Source organism: Leuconostoc mesenteroides subsp. mesenteroides ATCC 8293 (genome assembly GCF_000014445.1).
GTDB classification, from domain to species: domain Bacteria; phylum Bacillota; class Bacilli; order Lactobacillales; family Lactobacillaceae; genus Leuconostoc; species Leuconostoc mesenteroides.
Window position 1 is genome coordinate 981,676 of sequence record NC_008531.1, and the last position, 15,323, is coordinate 996,998.

At 38.1% G+C, this 15,323-nt stretch carries 11 protein-coding genes and 3 pseudogenes; all 14 read left to right on the top strand.

Features of this window, described 5'->3' with window-relative positions; genetic code table 11:
* Positions 1-97 precede the first annotated feature (97 nt).
* A complete protein-coding gene (locus tag LEUM_RS04800) occupies positions 98-499 on the top strand; it encodes an acetyl-CoA carboxylase biotin carboxyl carrier protein (RefSeq protein WP_011679739.1) in 402 nt (133 codons plus the stop codon).
* Positions 499-1,839, top strand: a complete 1,341-nt coding sequence (locus LEUM_RS04805) for an acetyl-CoA carboxylase biotin carboxylase subunit (RefSeq protein ID WP_011679740.1) — start codon at positions 499-501, stop codon at positions 1,837-1,839. Before LEUM_RS04800 ends, LEUM_RS04805 begins: the two co-directional genes overlap by 1 nt.
* Positions 1,840-1,974: 135 nt before the next feature.
* Positions 1,975-2,622 (top strand): annotated as a pseudogene (locus LEUM_RS04810) (putative hydro-lyase); the annotation flags it as partial.
* A gap of 5 nt (positions 2,623-2,627) precedes the next feature.
* Positions 2,628-3,383 (top strand): LamB/YcsF family protein, encoded by a 756-nt coding sequence (locus tag LEUM_RS04815; RefSeq protein ID WP_041775267.1) that lies wholly within the window; start codon positions 2,628-2,630, stop codon positions 3,381-3,383.
* Between the two features lie 12 nt (positions 3,384-3,395).
* Positions 3,396-4,628 carry an NRAMP family divalent metal transporter gene (locus tag LEUM_RS04820; RefSeq protein ID WP_011679742.1) on the top strand — a complete coding sequence of 411 codons (1,233 nt, stop codon included), beginning with the start codon at positions 3,396-3,398 and terminating at the stop codon, positions 4,626-4,628.
* A gap of 11 nt (positions 4,629-4,639) precedes the next feature.
* The gene (gene pxpB / locus LEUM_RS04825; protein ID WP_011679743.1) at positions 4,640-5,356 is read left to right on the top strand and encodes a 5-oxoprolinase subunit PxpB; all 717 of its coding nucleotides are present in this window, start codon (positions 4,640-4,642) and stop codon (positions 5,354-5,356) included.
* Complete coding sequence (locus LEUM_RS04830) at positions 5,353-6,366, top strand: 5-oxoprolinase subunit C family protein (RefSeq protein ID WP_011679744.1); 1,014 nt, start codon at positions 5,353-5,355, stop codon at positions 6,364-6,366. Before pxpB ends, LEUM_RS04830 begins: the two co-directional genes overlap by 4 nt.
* 15 nt (positions 6,367-6,381) lie before the next feature.
* Entirely contained in the window at positions 6,382-7,554 is a 1,173-nt protein-coding gene (locus LEUM_RS04835; protein ID WP_011679745.1) for a pyridoxal phosphate-dependent aminotransferase, read from the top strand.
* 49 nt (positions 7,555-7,603) lie between these two features.
* Positions 7,604-8,535: pseudogene (locus LEUM_RS04840) on the top strand (phosphoglycerate dehydrogenase).
* Positions 8,536-9,430: 895 nt separating this feature from the next.
* Positions 9,431-10,192: an IS3 family transposase gene (locus tag LEUM_RS04845; RefSeq protein ID WP_115314909.1), complete on the top strand. Its 762-nt coding sequence runs from the start codon at positions 9,431-9,433 to the stop codon at positions 10,190-10,192.
* Positions 10,193-10,501: 309 nt separating this feature from the next.
* Positions 10,502-10,735 (top strand): annotated as a pseudogene (locus LEUM_RS04850) (transcriptional regulator); the annotation flags it as partial.
* 38 nt (positions 10,736-10,773) lie between these two features.
* Positions 10,774-10,896 (top strand): helix-turn-helix domain-containing protein, encoded by a 123-nt coding sequence (locus tag LEUM_RS10850; RefSeq protein ID WP_235589935.1) that lies wholly within the window; start codon positions 10,774-10,776, stop codon positions 10,894-10,896.
* A gap of 689 nt (positions 10,897-11,585) precedes the next feature.
* Positions 11,586-12,938 carry an SLC45 family MFS transporter gene (locus LEUM_RS04855; RefSeq protein ID WP_011679747.1) on the top strand — a complete coding sequence of 451 codons (1,353 nt, stop codon included), beginning with the start codon at positions 11,586-11,588 and terminating at the stop codon, positions 12,936-12,938.
* Between the two features lie 94 nt (positions 12,939-13,032).
* Positions 13,033-15,291, top strand: coding sequence for a glycoside hydrolase family 65 protein (locus tag LEUM_RS04860; protein ID WP_011679748.1), 2,259 nt, complete (start codon positions 13,033-13,035; stop codon positions 15,289-15,291).
* Positions 15,292-15,323: the final 32 nt, after the last annotated feature.

The following is a 15,323-nucleotide window of genomic DNA, read 5'->3' on the forward strand; positions in this document are numbered from 1 at the left end:
AAAAAGGTCAATCTATGTTAGATTATCTAACAGGAAATGTGAATACTATAATAATTTGTGATAAATTCTAATCATATCATAAGGAGGGTTGTATTCGATGAAACTAGAAGATATTAATTACATTGTGAAAATTTTAAATGAAAATAACTTGACCCATATTTCTTTTAGGAATGGTGACTCTAAAATTAGTGTTTCAAAAAATATTCTTAGCAATTTTCAAAGCGGTGTGAATGCTGAGTCAGAGACAGAAAAACAAGTACCTACTAGTGAGTATATTACATCGCCTACGGTCGGAACTTTCTATGTTTCATCTGACCCAGAGTCAACACCGTTTATTTCTGTTGGACAAAAAGTAACAAAGTCAACAGTTGTAGGTATTGTTGAAGCTATGAAAATGATGACTGATGTTTTAGCAAACAAGGATGGTTTAATAGCTGAAATTTTAGTTTCAGACGGTGAATCAATTGAATACGGTCAAAAGTTGTTTAGGTTATCGTAATGGGTGAAAAATTTGTAGACAATTTCAAAGTTTTAATTGCAAATCGAGGAGAAATAGCTGTTAGAATAATTCGTGCTGTCAAAATGTTAGGATTTCAAACCGTTGCGGTATATTCGTCAGCAGACAAAGACTCATTACATGTAGCAATGGCGGATGAATCAGTACAAATCGGTCCGTCTAATGTTGCAGATAGTTATTTGAATCAAAAAGCAATTTTAGCAGCGGCTGAGATCACACATGCAGATGCGATTCATCCAGGATATGGTTTTTTGTCAGAGAATCCTAATTTTGCCAAGCAGGTTGAAGAAATGGGAATCGTCTTTATTGGTCCAACTAGTGAAGTTATCGCACAAATGGGTGATAAAGAAAAAGCCAGGCAATTTATGTCAGAGGCTGGAGTTCCTATTGTTTCAGGTAGTGATAGTTTTTTTGAAGATGTTGATATTGGTTTTAAACAGGCAAAAAAAATTGGATATCCAGTTATGCTAAAGTCAGTAGCTGGTGGTGGCGGAAAAGGTATGCGTCTAGTATCAAATCAAGACAGTTTTAAATCGCTTTTTGAGGTAGCCCAGAGTGAAATCATGGCGTCAGTTGGTGATCCACGGATGTATCTTGAGAAATTTGTTTCTAAACCGCGTCATATTGAAGTACAAATCCTAGGTGACGGTTTAGGCAATGCCATAGTTTTGGGGGAACGAGACTGTACGATTCAAAGTCACCATCAAAAAGTAATCGAAGAAGCTCCTAGTCATTTACTGGATGAAACGACACGAAAAAAAATGTTAGCAGTTTCTCTAAATGCTGTAAAAAGAATGGCTTATCGAAGTGCAGGCACTTTTGAATTTTTATATCAGGGTCCTGGAAAATTTTATTTCATGGAAATGAATACAAGAATTCAAGTTGAGCATGCTATTTCTGAAGAAGTTTCAGGAATCGATATTGTATCAGCTCAAATTCAATTAGCAAGTGGTCGAAATATAAATGACATTTCAATTGGCTCAAAAAACAATTATGCTATTGAGGCACGCGTGTCCGCTCTATCCGCAGGCACAATTACTGGATTACATTTGCCCACCGGATTAGGAATTAGAATTGAAACGGCTGTGTATCAAGGATATAAAGTACCTCCATATTATGACGCGATGATTGTAAAAATTATTGCAACTGGCATGACTCGGCATGAGACATTAAAAAGATTGCAGATAGCGATAGAAGAGACAGTTATATTAGGTGTGGACACAAATTTAGATTTGTTGATGAGAATTATTATTCACCCCGACTACATGTCAGATAAGAATAAAACAGACATTGACTGGTTGGATTTTCAAATGAAAGAATAGGAAATTTTTAAAATGACACCAACAGAATTTAGAAAAAAAGTGAGAAATAACGAATTTCAAAAGCCAACTGCTGGGATGTGCCCAGGATATGCTCAAACAAATTTAATTGTTCTTCCTTGAGAAGATGCATACGACTTTCTATTATTTGCTCAGCGTAATCCTAAACCTATTCCCATCCTGGAAGTCACAGAAGTAGGAAGCAGAGAGTTGCAAACATTAGGGAATGACATTGATGTTGCTACAGATTTTCCAAAATATCGTATTTATCGAAATGGCAAAATGGTTGACGAATATTTGTCCGTTGTAGACTTTTGGCGTGAAGATTTGGTTAGTTTTTTGATAGGATGTAGTTTTTCCTTTGAGGATTTACTAGTCGATGCAGGCATCGAAATTCGTCACATTACTGAAAAAGCAAATGTGCCAATGTTCAATACAAATATTCCCTTAAAGCAAGCGGGTAAATTTTCGGGGAATATGGTTGTAAGCATGAGGCCTATAAAAAGTAGTCAAATAGCTACAGCGGTTAATGTAACGAATCGGTTACCAGGCGTTCATGGTGCTCCAATTCAGATTGGAAATCCAGCAGAAATTGGTATATATGATCTTGCCCATCCAGATTATGGTGACGCGGTTACCATTAATGAAAATGAAATACCTGTGTTTTGGGCATGTGGTGTAACGCCACAAGCAGCAGTAATGGCTTCGAAACCAAAATTTGCCATTACACATTCACCAGGACACATGTTGATTACTAATATATCAAATAAGGACCTTAGCGTGTGAATAAAATGATAAAAGTGGATTTTAACTCAGATTTAGGAGAAAGTTTTGGAAATTATAAAATTGGCCTAGACAGTGAAATTTTACATCAAGTTACTTCTGCAAATGTTGCTTGTGGATTTCACGCTGGTGATGCGTCAATTATGGCTCAGACTGTTCAACTAGCACTTGACAAAGGTGTTGCAATTGGAGCTCATCCAGGCTTTCCAGATTTACAGGGTTTTGGTCGACGTAAAATTGAGATGAATACATCAGACATCACGGATATAGTGGCTTACCAAGTTGGCGCTCTGTCTGCTTTCACCCCTGATCACAAATTGCATCACGTTAAAGCTCATGGTGCTTTATACAATATGGCAGCGAAAGATCGACTAATAGCTGATGCTGTAATAACTGGAATTAAGTTAGTTGATCCGCAAACAATTGTATATGGATTGGCCAACAGTGAATTAATTAAAGCAGCACAAAATGCCAATATGAAGTTCGCTCAAGAAGTATTTGCTGATAGAAATTACCAATCTGATGGGTCTCTTGTTCCACGGTCACAGCCAAACGCCGTTATTTCAAATCCAGCGGAAGCTGCTCAGCGAGCCCTTGAAATGGTGGAAAAAAAATCCGTCGTGTCTGTTACCGGGGAGGTTGTGCCTCTAGCGGTGGATTCTATTTGTGTTCATGGTGACAACCACTCTGCTGTGGACTTGGCCATAGAGATTAAAAAACTGCTTCTTGAGAATCAAGTTACAGTGACCAATAAAATCTGTTAAGAGGATAAAAATATGGATCAAAACAAAATAAAAAGCAACTCAGAGTTGTCAATTAATAAAAGAAGCGCACGTTCTGTTGCGATGGGAGCAGCATTTGTCATGGCAATGGCTGCTGTTGGCCCAGGATTTTTAACACAAACAGCGACCTTTACAAGTCAATTAGGACCGAGCTTTGGGTTCGCAATTTTAATAACAATTTTGATTGACATTGTTGTGCAAATGAATATTTGGAGAATTATTACTGTATCTGGAAAACATGCGCAACAAATTGCTAATGATATTTTCCCTGGATTAGGCTACTTTTTAACTTTTTTAATTGTGGTCGGTGGTTTCTTTTTTAATATTGGAAATGTTGCTGGAGCAGGACTTGGTTTAAATGTTTTGTTTGGTATATCAGCCGAAAACGGAGCTGTCATTGCTGCCGTTTTGGCAATAATTGTATTTGTTGTCAGAAATGCATTGCTAGTAATGGATCGCACAGTACAAGTGCTAGCTGTCGTAAAAATTGCAGTTTTAATTTATATTTTGTCTGTTACTACTGTCCCTGTTAGTTCAGCAATCAAACATACCTTTTTACCAAGTAATATAGATTTTTATTCGATAGTAACTATTGTTGGTGGTACAGTAGGGGGCTACATTTCTTTCGCAGGTGGTCACCGTTTGTTAGAGGGTGGAGTGCATGGACAAAAAGGATTGAAATACGTAAATGAGGGCGCGCTTTCAGGAATTGGAATTGCATCAGTAATTCGTGTCATGTTATTTTTAGCCGGGCTGGCAGTCGTAATGGCTGGTCATAAGTTAGATCCCTTGAATCCAGCAGCTGATATTTTTAAAATTGCAGCTGGAAACTTTGGTTATAAGTTCTTTGGTTTACTGTTGTTCGCTGCTGGCATGACTTCCATTCTCGGATCGACATTCACATCAGTGTCATTTATGAATTATTCACACTCTCCTGAGGGTGCCGTAAAATTTCAAAAGTACCGTCCATACCTTGTCATTGGTTTCATTGCTGTTTCAACCTTAGTATTTTACATTGTAGGTAAGCCCGCTCAAATTTTAGTTGTAGTTGGTGCGATTAATGGGCTAATTTTACCTATTGCTTTGGCCATTTTATTGATTGGGGCATATAAAAACAAAATTATGGGTACTGATTATAAGCATCCCATACTACTAAGCATTTTTGGCTGGATTGTGGTCCTATTCATGGCATTTGCTGGCATCGAAACGCTCATTCATACATTATAAAAGGGGTCTAAATGAATTCAAAAGTTATTTTTTCTGGTGACACAAGTATTAACGTTGTATTTGAAAATGTTGTTTCAGAAAAAATTAGCAATCAAGTACTATCGATAGCTAAATTAGTAGAGAGGCAACATATAAATGGGTTGGTGGATATTATACCCGCTTATCGAGAAGTTACATTTGTTTTTGATCCACTTGTTCTAGATATTGCATCATTTAAGCATTTTTTAGAAAAGCAATTAAACAAAATGGATGGTGAAATAGTTGATAAAAACGGAAGACACTATGATATACCTGTACTTTATAATGATGAAGTGGGATTAGATTTGCTAGAGGTTGCTAAATATCATGGGTTATCTCTAGAAGAAGTAATTCATCTTCATACGGCACAAGCATATAGAATTTATATGTTAGGATTTTTACCCGGTTTTGCATATCTTGGTGGCTTAGATGCAAAGCTTCATACACCTCGTAAAAATACACCAAGACTAAGAATTCCTGCTGGTTCTATTGCTATTGGTGGGGAACAAACAGGATATTATCCTGTTGACTCTCCGGGCGGTTGGCAGATTATTGGTCAAACACCATTAGTTATGTTTGATTCGAATCGACCTGAAATAAAACTTCATGCTGGAGACAGGATGAAGTTTTATGCAATAGATAAGCTTGAATTCCAAAAATTGAAAGGTACGCATTTTGATGATTTTGTTTCTAAGGAGAAAACGCTATGAATACTATAAAAATCATAACACCTGGAATGCTAGCGACGGTTCAAGATGATGGTAGAATAGGTCACCAGGGTGAAGGGTTTTTGAATTCTGGCGTTATGGACATTTTTTCTTATCAGATTGGTAACGCACTTGTGGGTAATAAATCGACAGATAAACCTGCTAGTATTGAGTTTGGCGTAACTGGGGGTAAGGTAAAATTTTCGAGTAGCACTATTGTAGCTATAACTGGTGCACGTGTAAATGCAAAGCTAAATGATGCTAGGGTGAGTCAGGATATTCCAATTTTAGTCAATGAAAATGACGTATTGGACTTTACGCAAATTATAGAAGGACGATTTGTATATTTGAGTGTTGCTGGTGGTATTCAGGTGCCAAAAGTTATGGGATCGCATGCGACTACTTTGGCCGTTAATTTGGGTGGTTTTAATGGAAAAAGATTAAAAAGTGGTGATGTATTGAATATTTTAGACGCGTCTCAGGCTTTTAATTACAATACTGTGAAGCTATTACCAAAAATGCCATTAAACCTAATTAGTTTAATTAAGACAAAGAAAATTCGAATTGTGCCCGGTCCTGAATATGACTGGTTTTCGGAGGATGAATGGCAAAAACTATTAAATAAACCATTTCACTTAGGCAAGCATATTGACCGTATGGGATACCGCATAGAAGGGCCAATGATTATTTTTAAACCAGAAAATTTATTGTCAGAAGCCAATATGAATGGCGCAATTCAAATATCTCGCGACGGGCAACCAATTGTTTTATTAGCGGATCGCGCTACTCATGGAGGATATCCTGTCATTGCTAAGGTTATCATTAGTGATTTAGGTACACTTGCGCAATGGCCACAACATAAACCAATACATTTTGAAAAGGTGTCATTAAATGATGCTTGGTTGGCTTCAGCGGAGAGAGCTGAGGTAGTACAAGGTATCTATAAATCGAAGCCATGGGAAATTTTATTACATACTCGAACCATGGCGAATAAAATCAAACGTTTTTTTTAGAAAGGACACGAAAGAATGTTAGCAAAACGAGTCGACAGTTTAGAAGCGTCTCCAACGTTGGCAATGGGAAAAAAAGCTAAGGACATGATTGCTGATGGCATTGATGTCGTTAATTTAAGTCAAGGTGAGCCAGATTTTAATACACCTGACAATATTGGCAGAGCGGCACGGATTGCTATCAAAGATCACCTGACTGATTCCTATACAGCTACAAATGGATTAGTTGAACTCAAAAATGCTGTGGTCGCTGCAGCAAAAAGAGATTACAATGTTTCCTTATTAACCGATCAAGTTGTGATTACGACTGGCGCAAAACTTGCCCTGTATGCATTGATGCAAATATTAGTTGATCCCGGAGACCTAGTTATAACTTCTGCCCCTTTTTGGGTTAGCTATTCAGAACAGGTCAAATTAGCCGGGGGATCTTTTAAAGCTATTGTTTCTTCTGATCCACAATTCAAGTTAACAATAGATGTTCTTAACAAATTAGAAGAAAAGCCTAAAGTAGTTATACTAAATACACCCAACAACCCAAGTGGCGCTGTTTACTCAAAGAATGAATTAGAATCAATTATTTCGTGGACAAAGACTAATGACGTATATCTAATTCTAGATGAAATTTATGGCAAATTAGTTTATGGCGACACAGTATTTCATTCTGGATTGTCACTAGAATCTCTTGTAAACAGTAAAATGATTATTATTAATGGCGTTTCTAAAGCATATGCGATGACTGGATGGCGTATTGGTTGGGCAATTGCTGATGTTTCTATAACGCATGCAATGACTAAAATATTAGGACACTTGACCTCAAATCCAACTGTAGTAGCACAGTATGCAGCAATTGAAGCATTGAACGGGCAACAAAAAAGTGTCGAAACAATGAGAAAATCGTTTGAAAGTAGACTAAATTTTTTGTATCGGGATTTGTCTGAAATTGATAATATCAGCATACCTTTTAAACCATCTGGATCATTTTATATTTTTTTCAAAATTGATAGTAAATTTATGAAAAAGAATAATTTTAAAAATACCAACGAAATCTCAATGGCACTGCTATCTGAGGAAAAACTAGCTATTCCTTCGGGTGAGGGATTTGGAATGCCCGGTTACCTTCGATTAAGTTATGCCAAATCAGAAGCCGAATTAATTGAAGCGGTTAAACGATTAAAACACTTTTTTAGCTAAAGATAAATTATTAAAACCATCAAGGTTTATAAATTGAGTGGAAGAAAAAATGAAAAAAGTTTTAGTGGCTTCACAAGTAGATGAAATAGCCAAAACCTTTTTAATACAACAAGGACTTCAAGTGCTTGAAAATAATCAAGAAACTGATAATTGTTTTGATGAGAATCCTGAGGTTGAAGCAGTATTATTAATGCCAATTAAATTTGATGATAATACAATGAATAAAATGCCAAATTTGAAAATTATAGCGAGGCATGGAGTTGGTTATGATAATGTCAGTCTTAGTGCTGCAACTCAGCGTGGAATCGTTGTCACAAACACACCTGGTGCAAATGCTAGCTCAGTGGCCGAGACTGCTTTGATGTTTTTATTAATGTCCGGACGTCAATTTGCCTCAAAACTAATCAATTCTAATACCAAAAGTTTAGCTCTTTCAACAGGTAATAGTTTTGGATACGAACTATCTCACAAAATTGTTGGCATTATTGGGTATGGGAACATTGGGCGGAAAATTGCTCGTCTTTTAAGCGGTTTCAATGTAAAAATTCTCGTAAATGCGAGACATAAATACGTAATAGGCAATGGTGAAATGGCTTCATTAGTTGAAATATACGAAAAAGCAGATTATATTGTTTTAGCATTACCTGCAACACATGAAACAACACACATGATTAACTCTGCTACGCTAAAACTAATGAAAAAAATGCCGTCTTGATCAATGTCGGGCGTGGTCAGCTTATTGATGAAGATGCATTATATAGTGCGTTAATAAATAATCAAATTTTTGGAGCAGGCTTGGACGTTACTGAAAATGAGCCTGTGAGTGCACAAAATCCATTGTACAGTCTGCCTAATGTATTTCTTACCCCACATGTTGCAGGACAATCGCGAGAAGCAAAAGAAAACGTTGCCCTCGAAGCAGCTAAAAAAATTACACGGGTATTAAATGGAAGTCAACCAAAACATCAAGTAAATAATTAGTCCTAGTTTAGATGCAAAAAACATATTATAAAATTAAAACGAAATACTTAATTAAAAAATCTGCAGTACCTGTGAAAAAGAATCGTTCATGTTTTTAGTTCAAGAGTGAAAAGTAAGGATTCAACTTTTTGTATAATTTTCAAGGACATTGAAGTCGAATGAAAATCAAATTATCAACTCAACAATTCATGATCAAAATCCTGATTATTTATTTTTATTTGAAACTAAAACAGTAAAATTCAGATACTCTACTCCATATTAAGTATAATACCAATATTTCACTAACTATAATTTAAGTTCTATATTGTCAGAAAATCGTTTCTCTTGGGAATTGATTACAAATCATGAAAAGCTGTTAACTAAAAAACGTCTAGCAAAAAATGTTAGACGTTTTAAATTAACCATAATTAAGTAATATATGATTACTCAAAATTAACTTTCACACTTGTTTCTTTGTCAGTCGACTTGAACAATGTGGTGTAATAATCCTGCTCTTATGCTAGATTTACGGACAGATTTTCTTCTGCCCTGTAAACTAATAGCATAGGAGCATTTTTTAATATGATTCGATACAAAAAAGAATTTAAGCAGTCTCTTGTTGAGATGCACAATCAAGGCCGTTCATATACTGATCTATCCGCTGAATACGGACCTTCGGTCGACTCAATCCGTAACTAGGTCAAGTTGTACGCGGTCCACGAAGTGGACGGCGAAAAATGGACGCAAGCTGATGTAAACGCATTACAAAAGGAAAACAACAAACTTCGCGAAGAACTTGAGATTTTAAAACGAGCCGCGGTGTTACTTTCGAAGTACAACTAACGCAAAATCGCGAGTTAGGACTGGAAATCATTGACCGTTCGCTCGCAATGGGACACCGCATAACAAGCGTTTTATCAGCTTTGAATATAGCTCGAAGCACTATTATCAATGGAAAAATTGGCATCCCAGCCAACAAGAGACGCGTCGCAACGCTCTAAAAACGGCAATCAAAGCCGTCTACAACACCAATCGTGGGATCTATGGCTACCGACGCATCGCCGTATTTTTACGGTTCATTTTGAACACTGAAGTTGGTGATCGTTTGGTTTGGGGGCTCATGAATGAGATGAGCCTTAAATCTCGCATGGTCAGGAAGTCATATAAGAAGCCGACGACGACCACTGACACACCACAAAAGCCCAATCTCATGAAGAATTTGGATGATTTGAGTGGCGTTCTAACGACTGACATCACGTACATCCAGCTGATGAATAGAAACTGGGTTTACCTGGCGACGGTCTATGACCCAGAAAAACGCCGTGTTGTCTCATATGGACTGAGTTCAGAGATGACCAAAGAATTCGCAACATCTGTTGTCGTGAAAGCTCTAAGAGCCAACGGTAAACCAAAGATGATTCACAGCGACATGGGAAGCCAGTACACTTCAAGTCTGTTCGAAGGAACGTTGCAAAACGCTGGGATAGATCAGTCGCGTAAGGGGCATCCTTACGACAACGCACGTATCGAGAGCTTTCATTCGCTCATCAAGCGTGAGCTGATTTATCACGAAGAATACAGAACCATTGATGATGTCAGGTCATCTGTCGAATGGTATGTGAACTGGTACAACAACGAACGTATTAATTCACGCACTGAATGGCTTCAAGCCGCCTAGACCAATGTTTGGTTTCCTTAATCTCGGTTATCGGCACTAGCCGGTACGACGCCGTTTATAAGCCGTCACTTGTGAATTTCAAAAATTCGCCTTGTGAAGGCTTATTTGTTGCACGATACAACTTGTGAAATCCGGCCGGTTCACAATCTATACCACCCGTTTTCTCTCACCGGCAGGGCTAAGCCCTGTTCCACCTACAAAAACACCCAGAACTCACGCCGTTTTAAGCTGAAATCCGGGTTTTGAAAAATTTTCGGAGTCCGGCACCTCTCGGTGCCGAAAAAATCTGTCCATAATCTTGACATCAGCGCCCAAGCTCATTTACCCACACATCCAAAATTTCCAACGATAGCTTTTAATCGTTCTGAATATGCACGACTTGGTGGTAAGGATTTCTATTCAGTTGATGTGTTGCCACGTAGTTTGGGCAGTGAAGCGGTTCGATTATTGTTTAACGATCAGCGCTCTGTCCTGGAGCAAACTAAGGCAACAAGCGTGATTGTGCCGTACCGTTTACCTGAATTTTGTGATGAGACGTGGTGAATTAAAATAATATTGCACGAAAGGCGCATGTCTCAAAAATGACACTTAGCCATGTAATTAATCATCCAGATCAAGTATCACCTGAACTGATGGTGCGAGTACAACATGCAATAAAAAAAAGACCGTTGACTATCTGCCAAATCAAGTCGTACGGTCATTAGCCAACCAACGCCATTATGTCATTCGTTTCTTACTTTTAGAAGATGTTACAACAGTTGAACCGAATTATTGATTCGATTAGCTATAATTTACAACAAAAAGGTTAGACACTGAAAATTAGCTTAGATATTACGGCAGAGACACAATCTATTGACGTGAATAATCGAGCAGGCATTGAATAAACGACTGAATATATGTGCCGGCAGGGATATCGTGATATTTATTATATTGTTTTATCGTTAGATTAGTATTGAACTTAATGCACAATTTCTAATTGCCGACTACGATTATCCGTGCGAGCGATTAGGTTGCACTTGTTGTGCTAAGTGCGGTTCAGCCGAAATTAGACACCCATAAGGCAAGCGTTTGCCTTAATTATTGAAAAAATTGTTGCACAAATTATTTCTTAAATTGAATCAAAAAACGATAGAATTAGGAAATACCAGCATTTCAGCAGCTATAGCTGTTCGATAAACAATAAATTTGCATAATGTTATCGTTAACATTGTGCAAACGCTTCCATTAATTATCCAAATGTTCTATGCTATAAAATATAAACGGTTACATATATTGGTGTTCAGAACATGTTCCTGATTTCTAAAAAAACAGTTTCATCACGAATTGTTCATATAAATGGTGCATGATTAGAGCAAATCAGTTATGTTTCAAAAAAATTTTGGAGGAAGTAATTATGGTAGATAAGAAAAAAGGGCAGGGTTTGCCAAACCTGCCGCTAAGCACCATTTGGATGCTGAGTTTTGGATTTTTGGGCGTGCAGATGGCATTTTCATTGCAGAGTTCCCAAATGGGACGTATTTTTCAGACCTTGGGTGCTGATCCCACTAAGTTAGGATTTTTCTTCATCCTACCACCATTGGCAGGGTTGTTTGTTCAACCACTAGTTGGTTATTTTTCAGATCGCACTTGGACAAAACGCTTTGGTCGTCGAATGCCTTACCTATTGGTTGGCGCTCTTGTGTCAGTTATTGTGATGTTCTTGTTGCCTAATTCAGGTAGTTTTGGTTTTTCAACTACTGCTGGTTTGTGGTTTGGAGCAATCACAATTTTGTTCATGGATTTGAGTTCTAATGTTGCAATGCAACCCTTCAAGATGGTTGTGGGTGACATGGTTAATGAAGACCAAAAGTCATACGCATACTCAATTCAAAGTTTCTTATCTAATACAGGATCTGTGTTGGCAACCATTTTCCCATTCTTGCTGACAGCGATTGGTGTTGCTAACACAGCGCCTAAAGGTCAAGTGCCAGCATCTGTAATTATTTCATTCTATGTTGGTGCGTTAGTCTTAGTTGTCTTTTCACTGATTGCAGTCTTTAACGTGAAAGAATACGATGATGCCACTTATGAGCTATATCATGGCTATGCTTTGAATACACCAAATGATGGTGAAGGTGGCTTCTTGACTTTGTTAAAGCGCGCGCCAAAAACATTTTGGATGGTTACTTTGACTCAGTTCTTCTGCTGGATGGCATTCCAATATTTGTGGACCTACGGTACTGGTGCTGTGGCAGACAATATTTTCCATGCAACTGATCCAACAACGGCTGGTTACCAAAATGGTGGAAACTGGTTTGGTATCATGTCAGCGGTTTATGCTATTGCAGCCGTTGTGTGGTCGTTAGTATTATCAAAGATTCCAGCAAACAAAAACAAAACAGGTTATGCTTTGTCACTATTTTTGGGGGCAATTGGGTTCACATCAGTGTTCTTTATTCATTCACAGTATTTGTTGATTGGCTCATTTATTTTAATCGGTATTTCATGGGCAGGTATGATGGCATACCCATTCATTATGGTAACCAACGCATTACCCGGTGATCACATGGGGACTTATCTAGGATTGTTTAACGGTTCAATTTGCTTGCCACAAATTGTAGCCTCAGTTGCTAGTTTTGCACTATTCCCAGCACTTGGTTCACATTTCCCATCAATGATCTTAGTATCCGGAATCTTAATGTTAATTGGTGCTGTTAGTGTTGGGTTTATCAATGAAATTCACAGTAATCCAGTAGATGCACAATAATGGCTAACGCTTCGGCGTTAATATGTGCGATCGATCGTCGTAGATATTAGCGCTGAAGCTAAGCATTAGAAAAATTGAAGAGGTAGAAAGTCTTATGAAACGAATTTTTGAAGTTGATCCTTGGACAGTTACATCACATGATTTGAATCCCAAAGATAAACGTCTCCAAGAATCTATGACGAGTTTGGGCAACGAATACATGGGCATGCGTGGCATGTTCGAAGAAGTCTATTCCGGTGACACACATCAAGGAATTTACGTTGGTGGTGTTTGGTTCCCAGATAAAACACGTGTCGGTTGGTGGAAAAATGGTTATCCACTTTACTTTGGAAAAGCTATCAATGCGCTAAACTATGTCAAGGCAGACATTTACGTTGATGGCAATCAAGTTGATTTAGCTAAGAATGATGTGACTGATTTTGAAGTATCATTGGATATGAAAAATGGTGTTTTGAATCGAACATTTACTGTGTTTGGCGTGACGTTTAAAATCACGCGCTTAGTTTCAGCAGCATTGAATGAACTGGCAGATATTCACTATGAGTTGTCATCTGCTGATGGTCAAGCGCACAAAATTCGTTTTGATGCTAGTATTGATGCTGACGTTGTCAATGAAGATTCAAATTATGATGAAAAGTTTTGGCAAGTTTTGGACGCAGGTAATGACACTAATTCATCATTTATCGCTACGCAAACAATTGAAAATCCGTTTGGTGTGCCACAATTTACAGTTGTTGCCCGTCAGAGCTTTGTTGGCGGTGAAAAGCATGGTGTGAACCGCTCTGAAAAAGAAGTGACTGATAACTTTGACATTGAAGTACCAGCTAAAGGTTCAGTTAGTTTTGAAAAGCGCGTGATTGTGACAACTTCGCGTGATTATGATAGCCTAGCTCAAGTGATTAAAGCAGGTGAAACACTAACTGCGGATCTTGCCGCACAAACATACGACGACATATACACAGCACATGCACAAGAATGGGCTAATCGTTGGGAAAAAGCTGATGTTCAAATTGAAGGAGATGATGCGGCGCAGCAAGGTATTCGCTTCAACCTATTCCAGTTATTCTCAACTTACTATGGTAATGATCCACGCTTGAATATCGGACCAAAAGGTTTCACTGGCGAGAAGTACGGTGGTGCCACGTATTGGGACACCGAAGCATTTGCCATTCCTGTTTACCTTGGTGTTGCTGATCCGTCTGTGACCCGTTCATTGCTACAATATCGTTTTGATCAGTTGGATGGTGCATTCCACAATGCCAAAGAACAAGGCTTAAAAGGTGCTTTGTACCCAATGGTGACCTTTGATGGTATTGAGTCACACAACGAGTGGGAAATTACTTTTGAAGAAATTCACCGTAATTCGACAATTGCTTATGCGATTTATAATTATACCAACATCACGGGAGATCACTCATGGCTTGACGGTGATGGCGCACAAGTTTTGTATAATATCGCCCGCTTCTGGGCAGATCGTGTCCACTATTCTGCCCGAAACGATAAGTACATGATTCATGGTGTCACGGGTCCCAACGAGTACGAAAACAATGTTAATAACAATTTCTATACAAATTGGATGGCTAAGTGGGTTTTGCAATACTCACTTGAACACTACGATGAAATTAATGCTGATGAAAAAGCTAAGTTGGCTTTGACAGATGAAGAATTAGCAAAGTGGCAAGAAATTGTTGATAAAATGTATTTGCCAGAGGCTGATGTTGAAACCAAGACAGGTAAAAAGCATATCTTTGTTCAACACGATACATTCTTGGATAAAGATTTGACTCCAATCGCTGATATGCCACAAGATATTCGTCCAATTAACCAAAACTGGTCATGGGATCGCATTTTGCGCTCACCATATATTAAGCAATCTGATACATTACATGCCATGTTCTATTTCCCAGACGCGTTTACAGAAGAAGAAAAGCGTAACAACTTTGAATTCTATGAACCATTGACAGTGCATGAGTCATCATTGTCGCCATCTGTTCACTCAATTTTGGCTGCTGACTTACAAATGGAAGATAAAGCAGTTGAAATGTACGAACGTGCGGCCCGTTTGGACTTAGATAATTATAATAATGATACGTCAGATGGTTTGCATATAACCGCTATGACAGGTTCATGGTTAGCGATTGTGCAAGGATTTGCCGGCATGCGTGTGCGTGATGGTAAACTCCACTTGAAGCCATTCTTGCCAAAGAATTGGACAAAATATGCTTTCCGTTTGGTATTCCGAGGTCATGTTTTGGAAGTGTCAGTTGATGGTCAAGGTGCACATGTTGACTTGATTTCAGGTGAACCATTAGTTATTGACCTATTAGGACAAGATGTCGAATTGACAAAGTAATAAGCCTGATGATGAGCGAGAAATCGCTCATT

Excerpts from the sequence above, each read along its gene's own strand:
- LEUM_RS04800 (WP_011679739.1), top strand. The coding sequence starts at position 98 with ATGAAACTAGAAGATATTAATTACATTGTGAAAATTTTAAATGAAAAT.
- LEUM_RS04805 (WP_011679740.1), top strand. The coding sequence starts at position 499 with ATGGGTGAAAAATTTGTAGACAATTTCAAAGTTTTAATTGCAAATCGA.
- LEUM_RS04815 (WP_041775267.1), top strand. The coding sequence starts at position 2,628 with ATGATAAAAGTGGATTTTAACTCAGATTTAGGAGAAAGTTTTGGAAAT.
- LEUM_RS04820 (WP_011679742.1), top strand. The coding sequence starts at position 3,396 with ATGGATCAAAACAAAATAAAAAGCAACTCAGAGTTGTCAATTAATAAA.
- pxpB (WP_011679743.1), top strand. The coding sequence starts at position 4,640 with ATGAATTCAAAAGTTATTTTTTCTGGTGACACAAGTATTAACGTTGTA.
- LEUM_RS04830 (WP_011679744.1), top strand. The coding sequence starts at position 5,353 with ATGAATACTATAAAAATCATAACACCTGGAATGCTAGCGACGGTTCAA.
- LEUM_RS04835 (WP_011679745.1), top strand. The coding sequence starts at position 6,382 with ATGTTAGCAAAACGAGTCGACAGTTTAGAAGCGTCTCCAACGTTGGCA.
- LEUM_RS10850 (WP_235589935.1), top strand. The coding sequence starts at position 10,774 with ATGACACTTAGCCATGTAATTAATCATCCAGATCAAGTATCACCTGAA.
- LEUM_RS04855 (WP_011679747.1), top strand. The coding sequence starts at position 11,586 with ATGGTAGATAAGAAAAAAGGGCAGGGTTTGCCAAACCTGCCGCTAAGC.
- LEUM_RS04860 (WP_011679748.1), top strand. The coding sequence starts at position 13,033 with ATGAAACGAATTTTTGAAGTTGATCCTTGGACAGTTACATCACATGAT.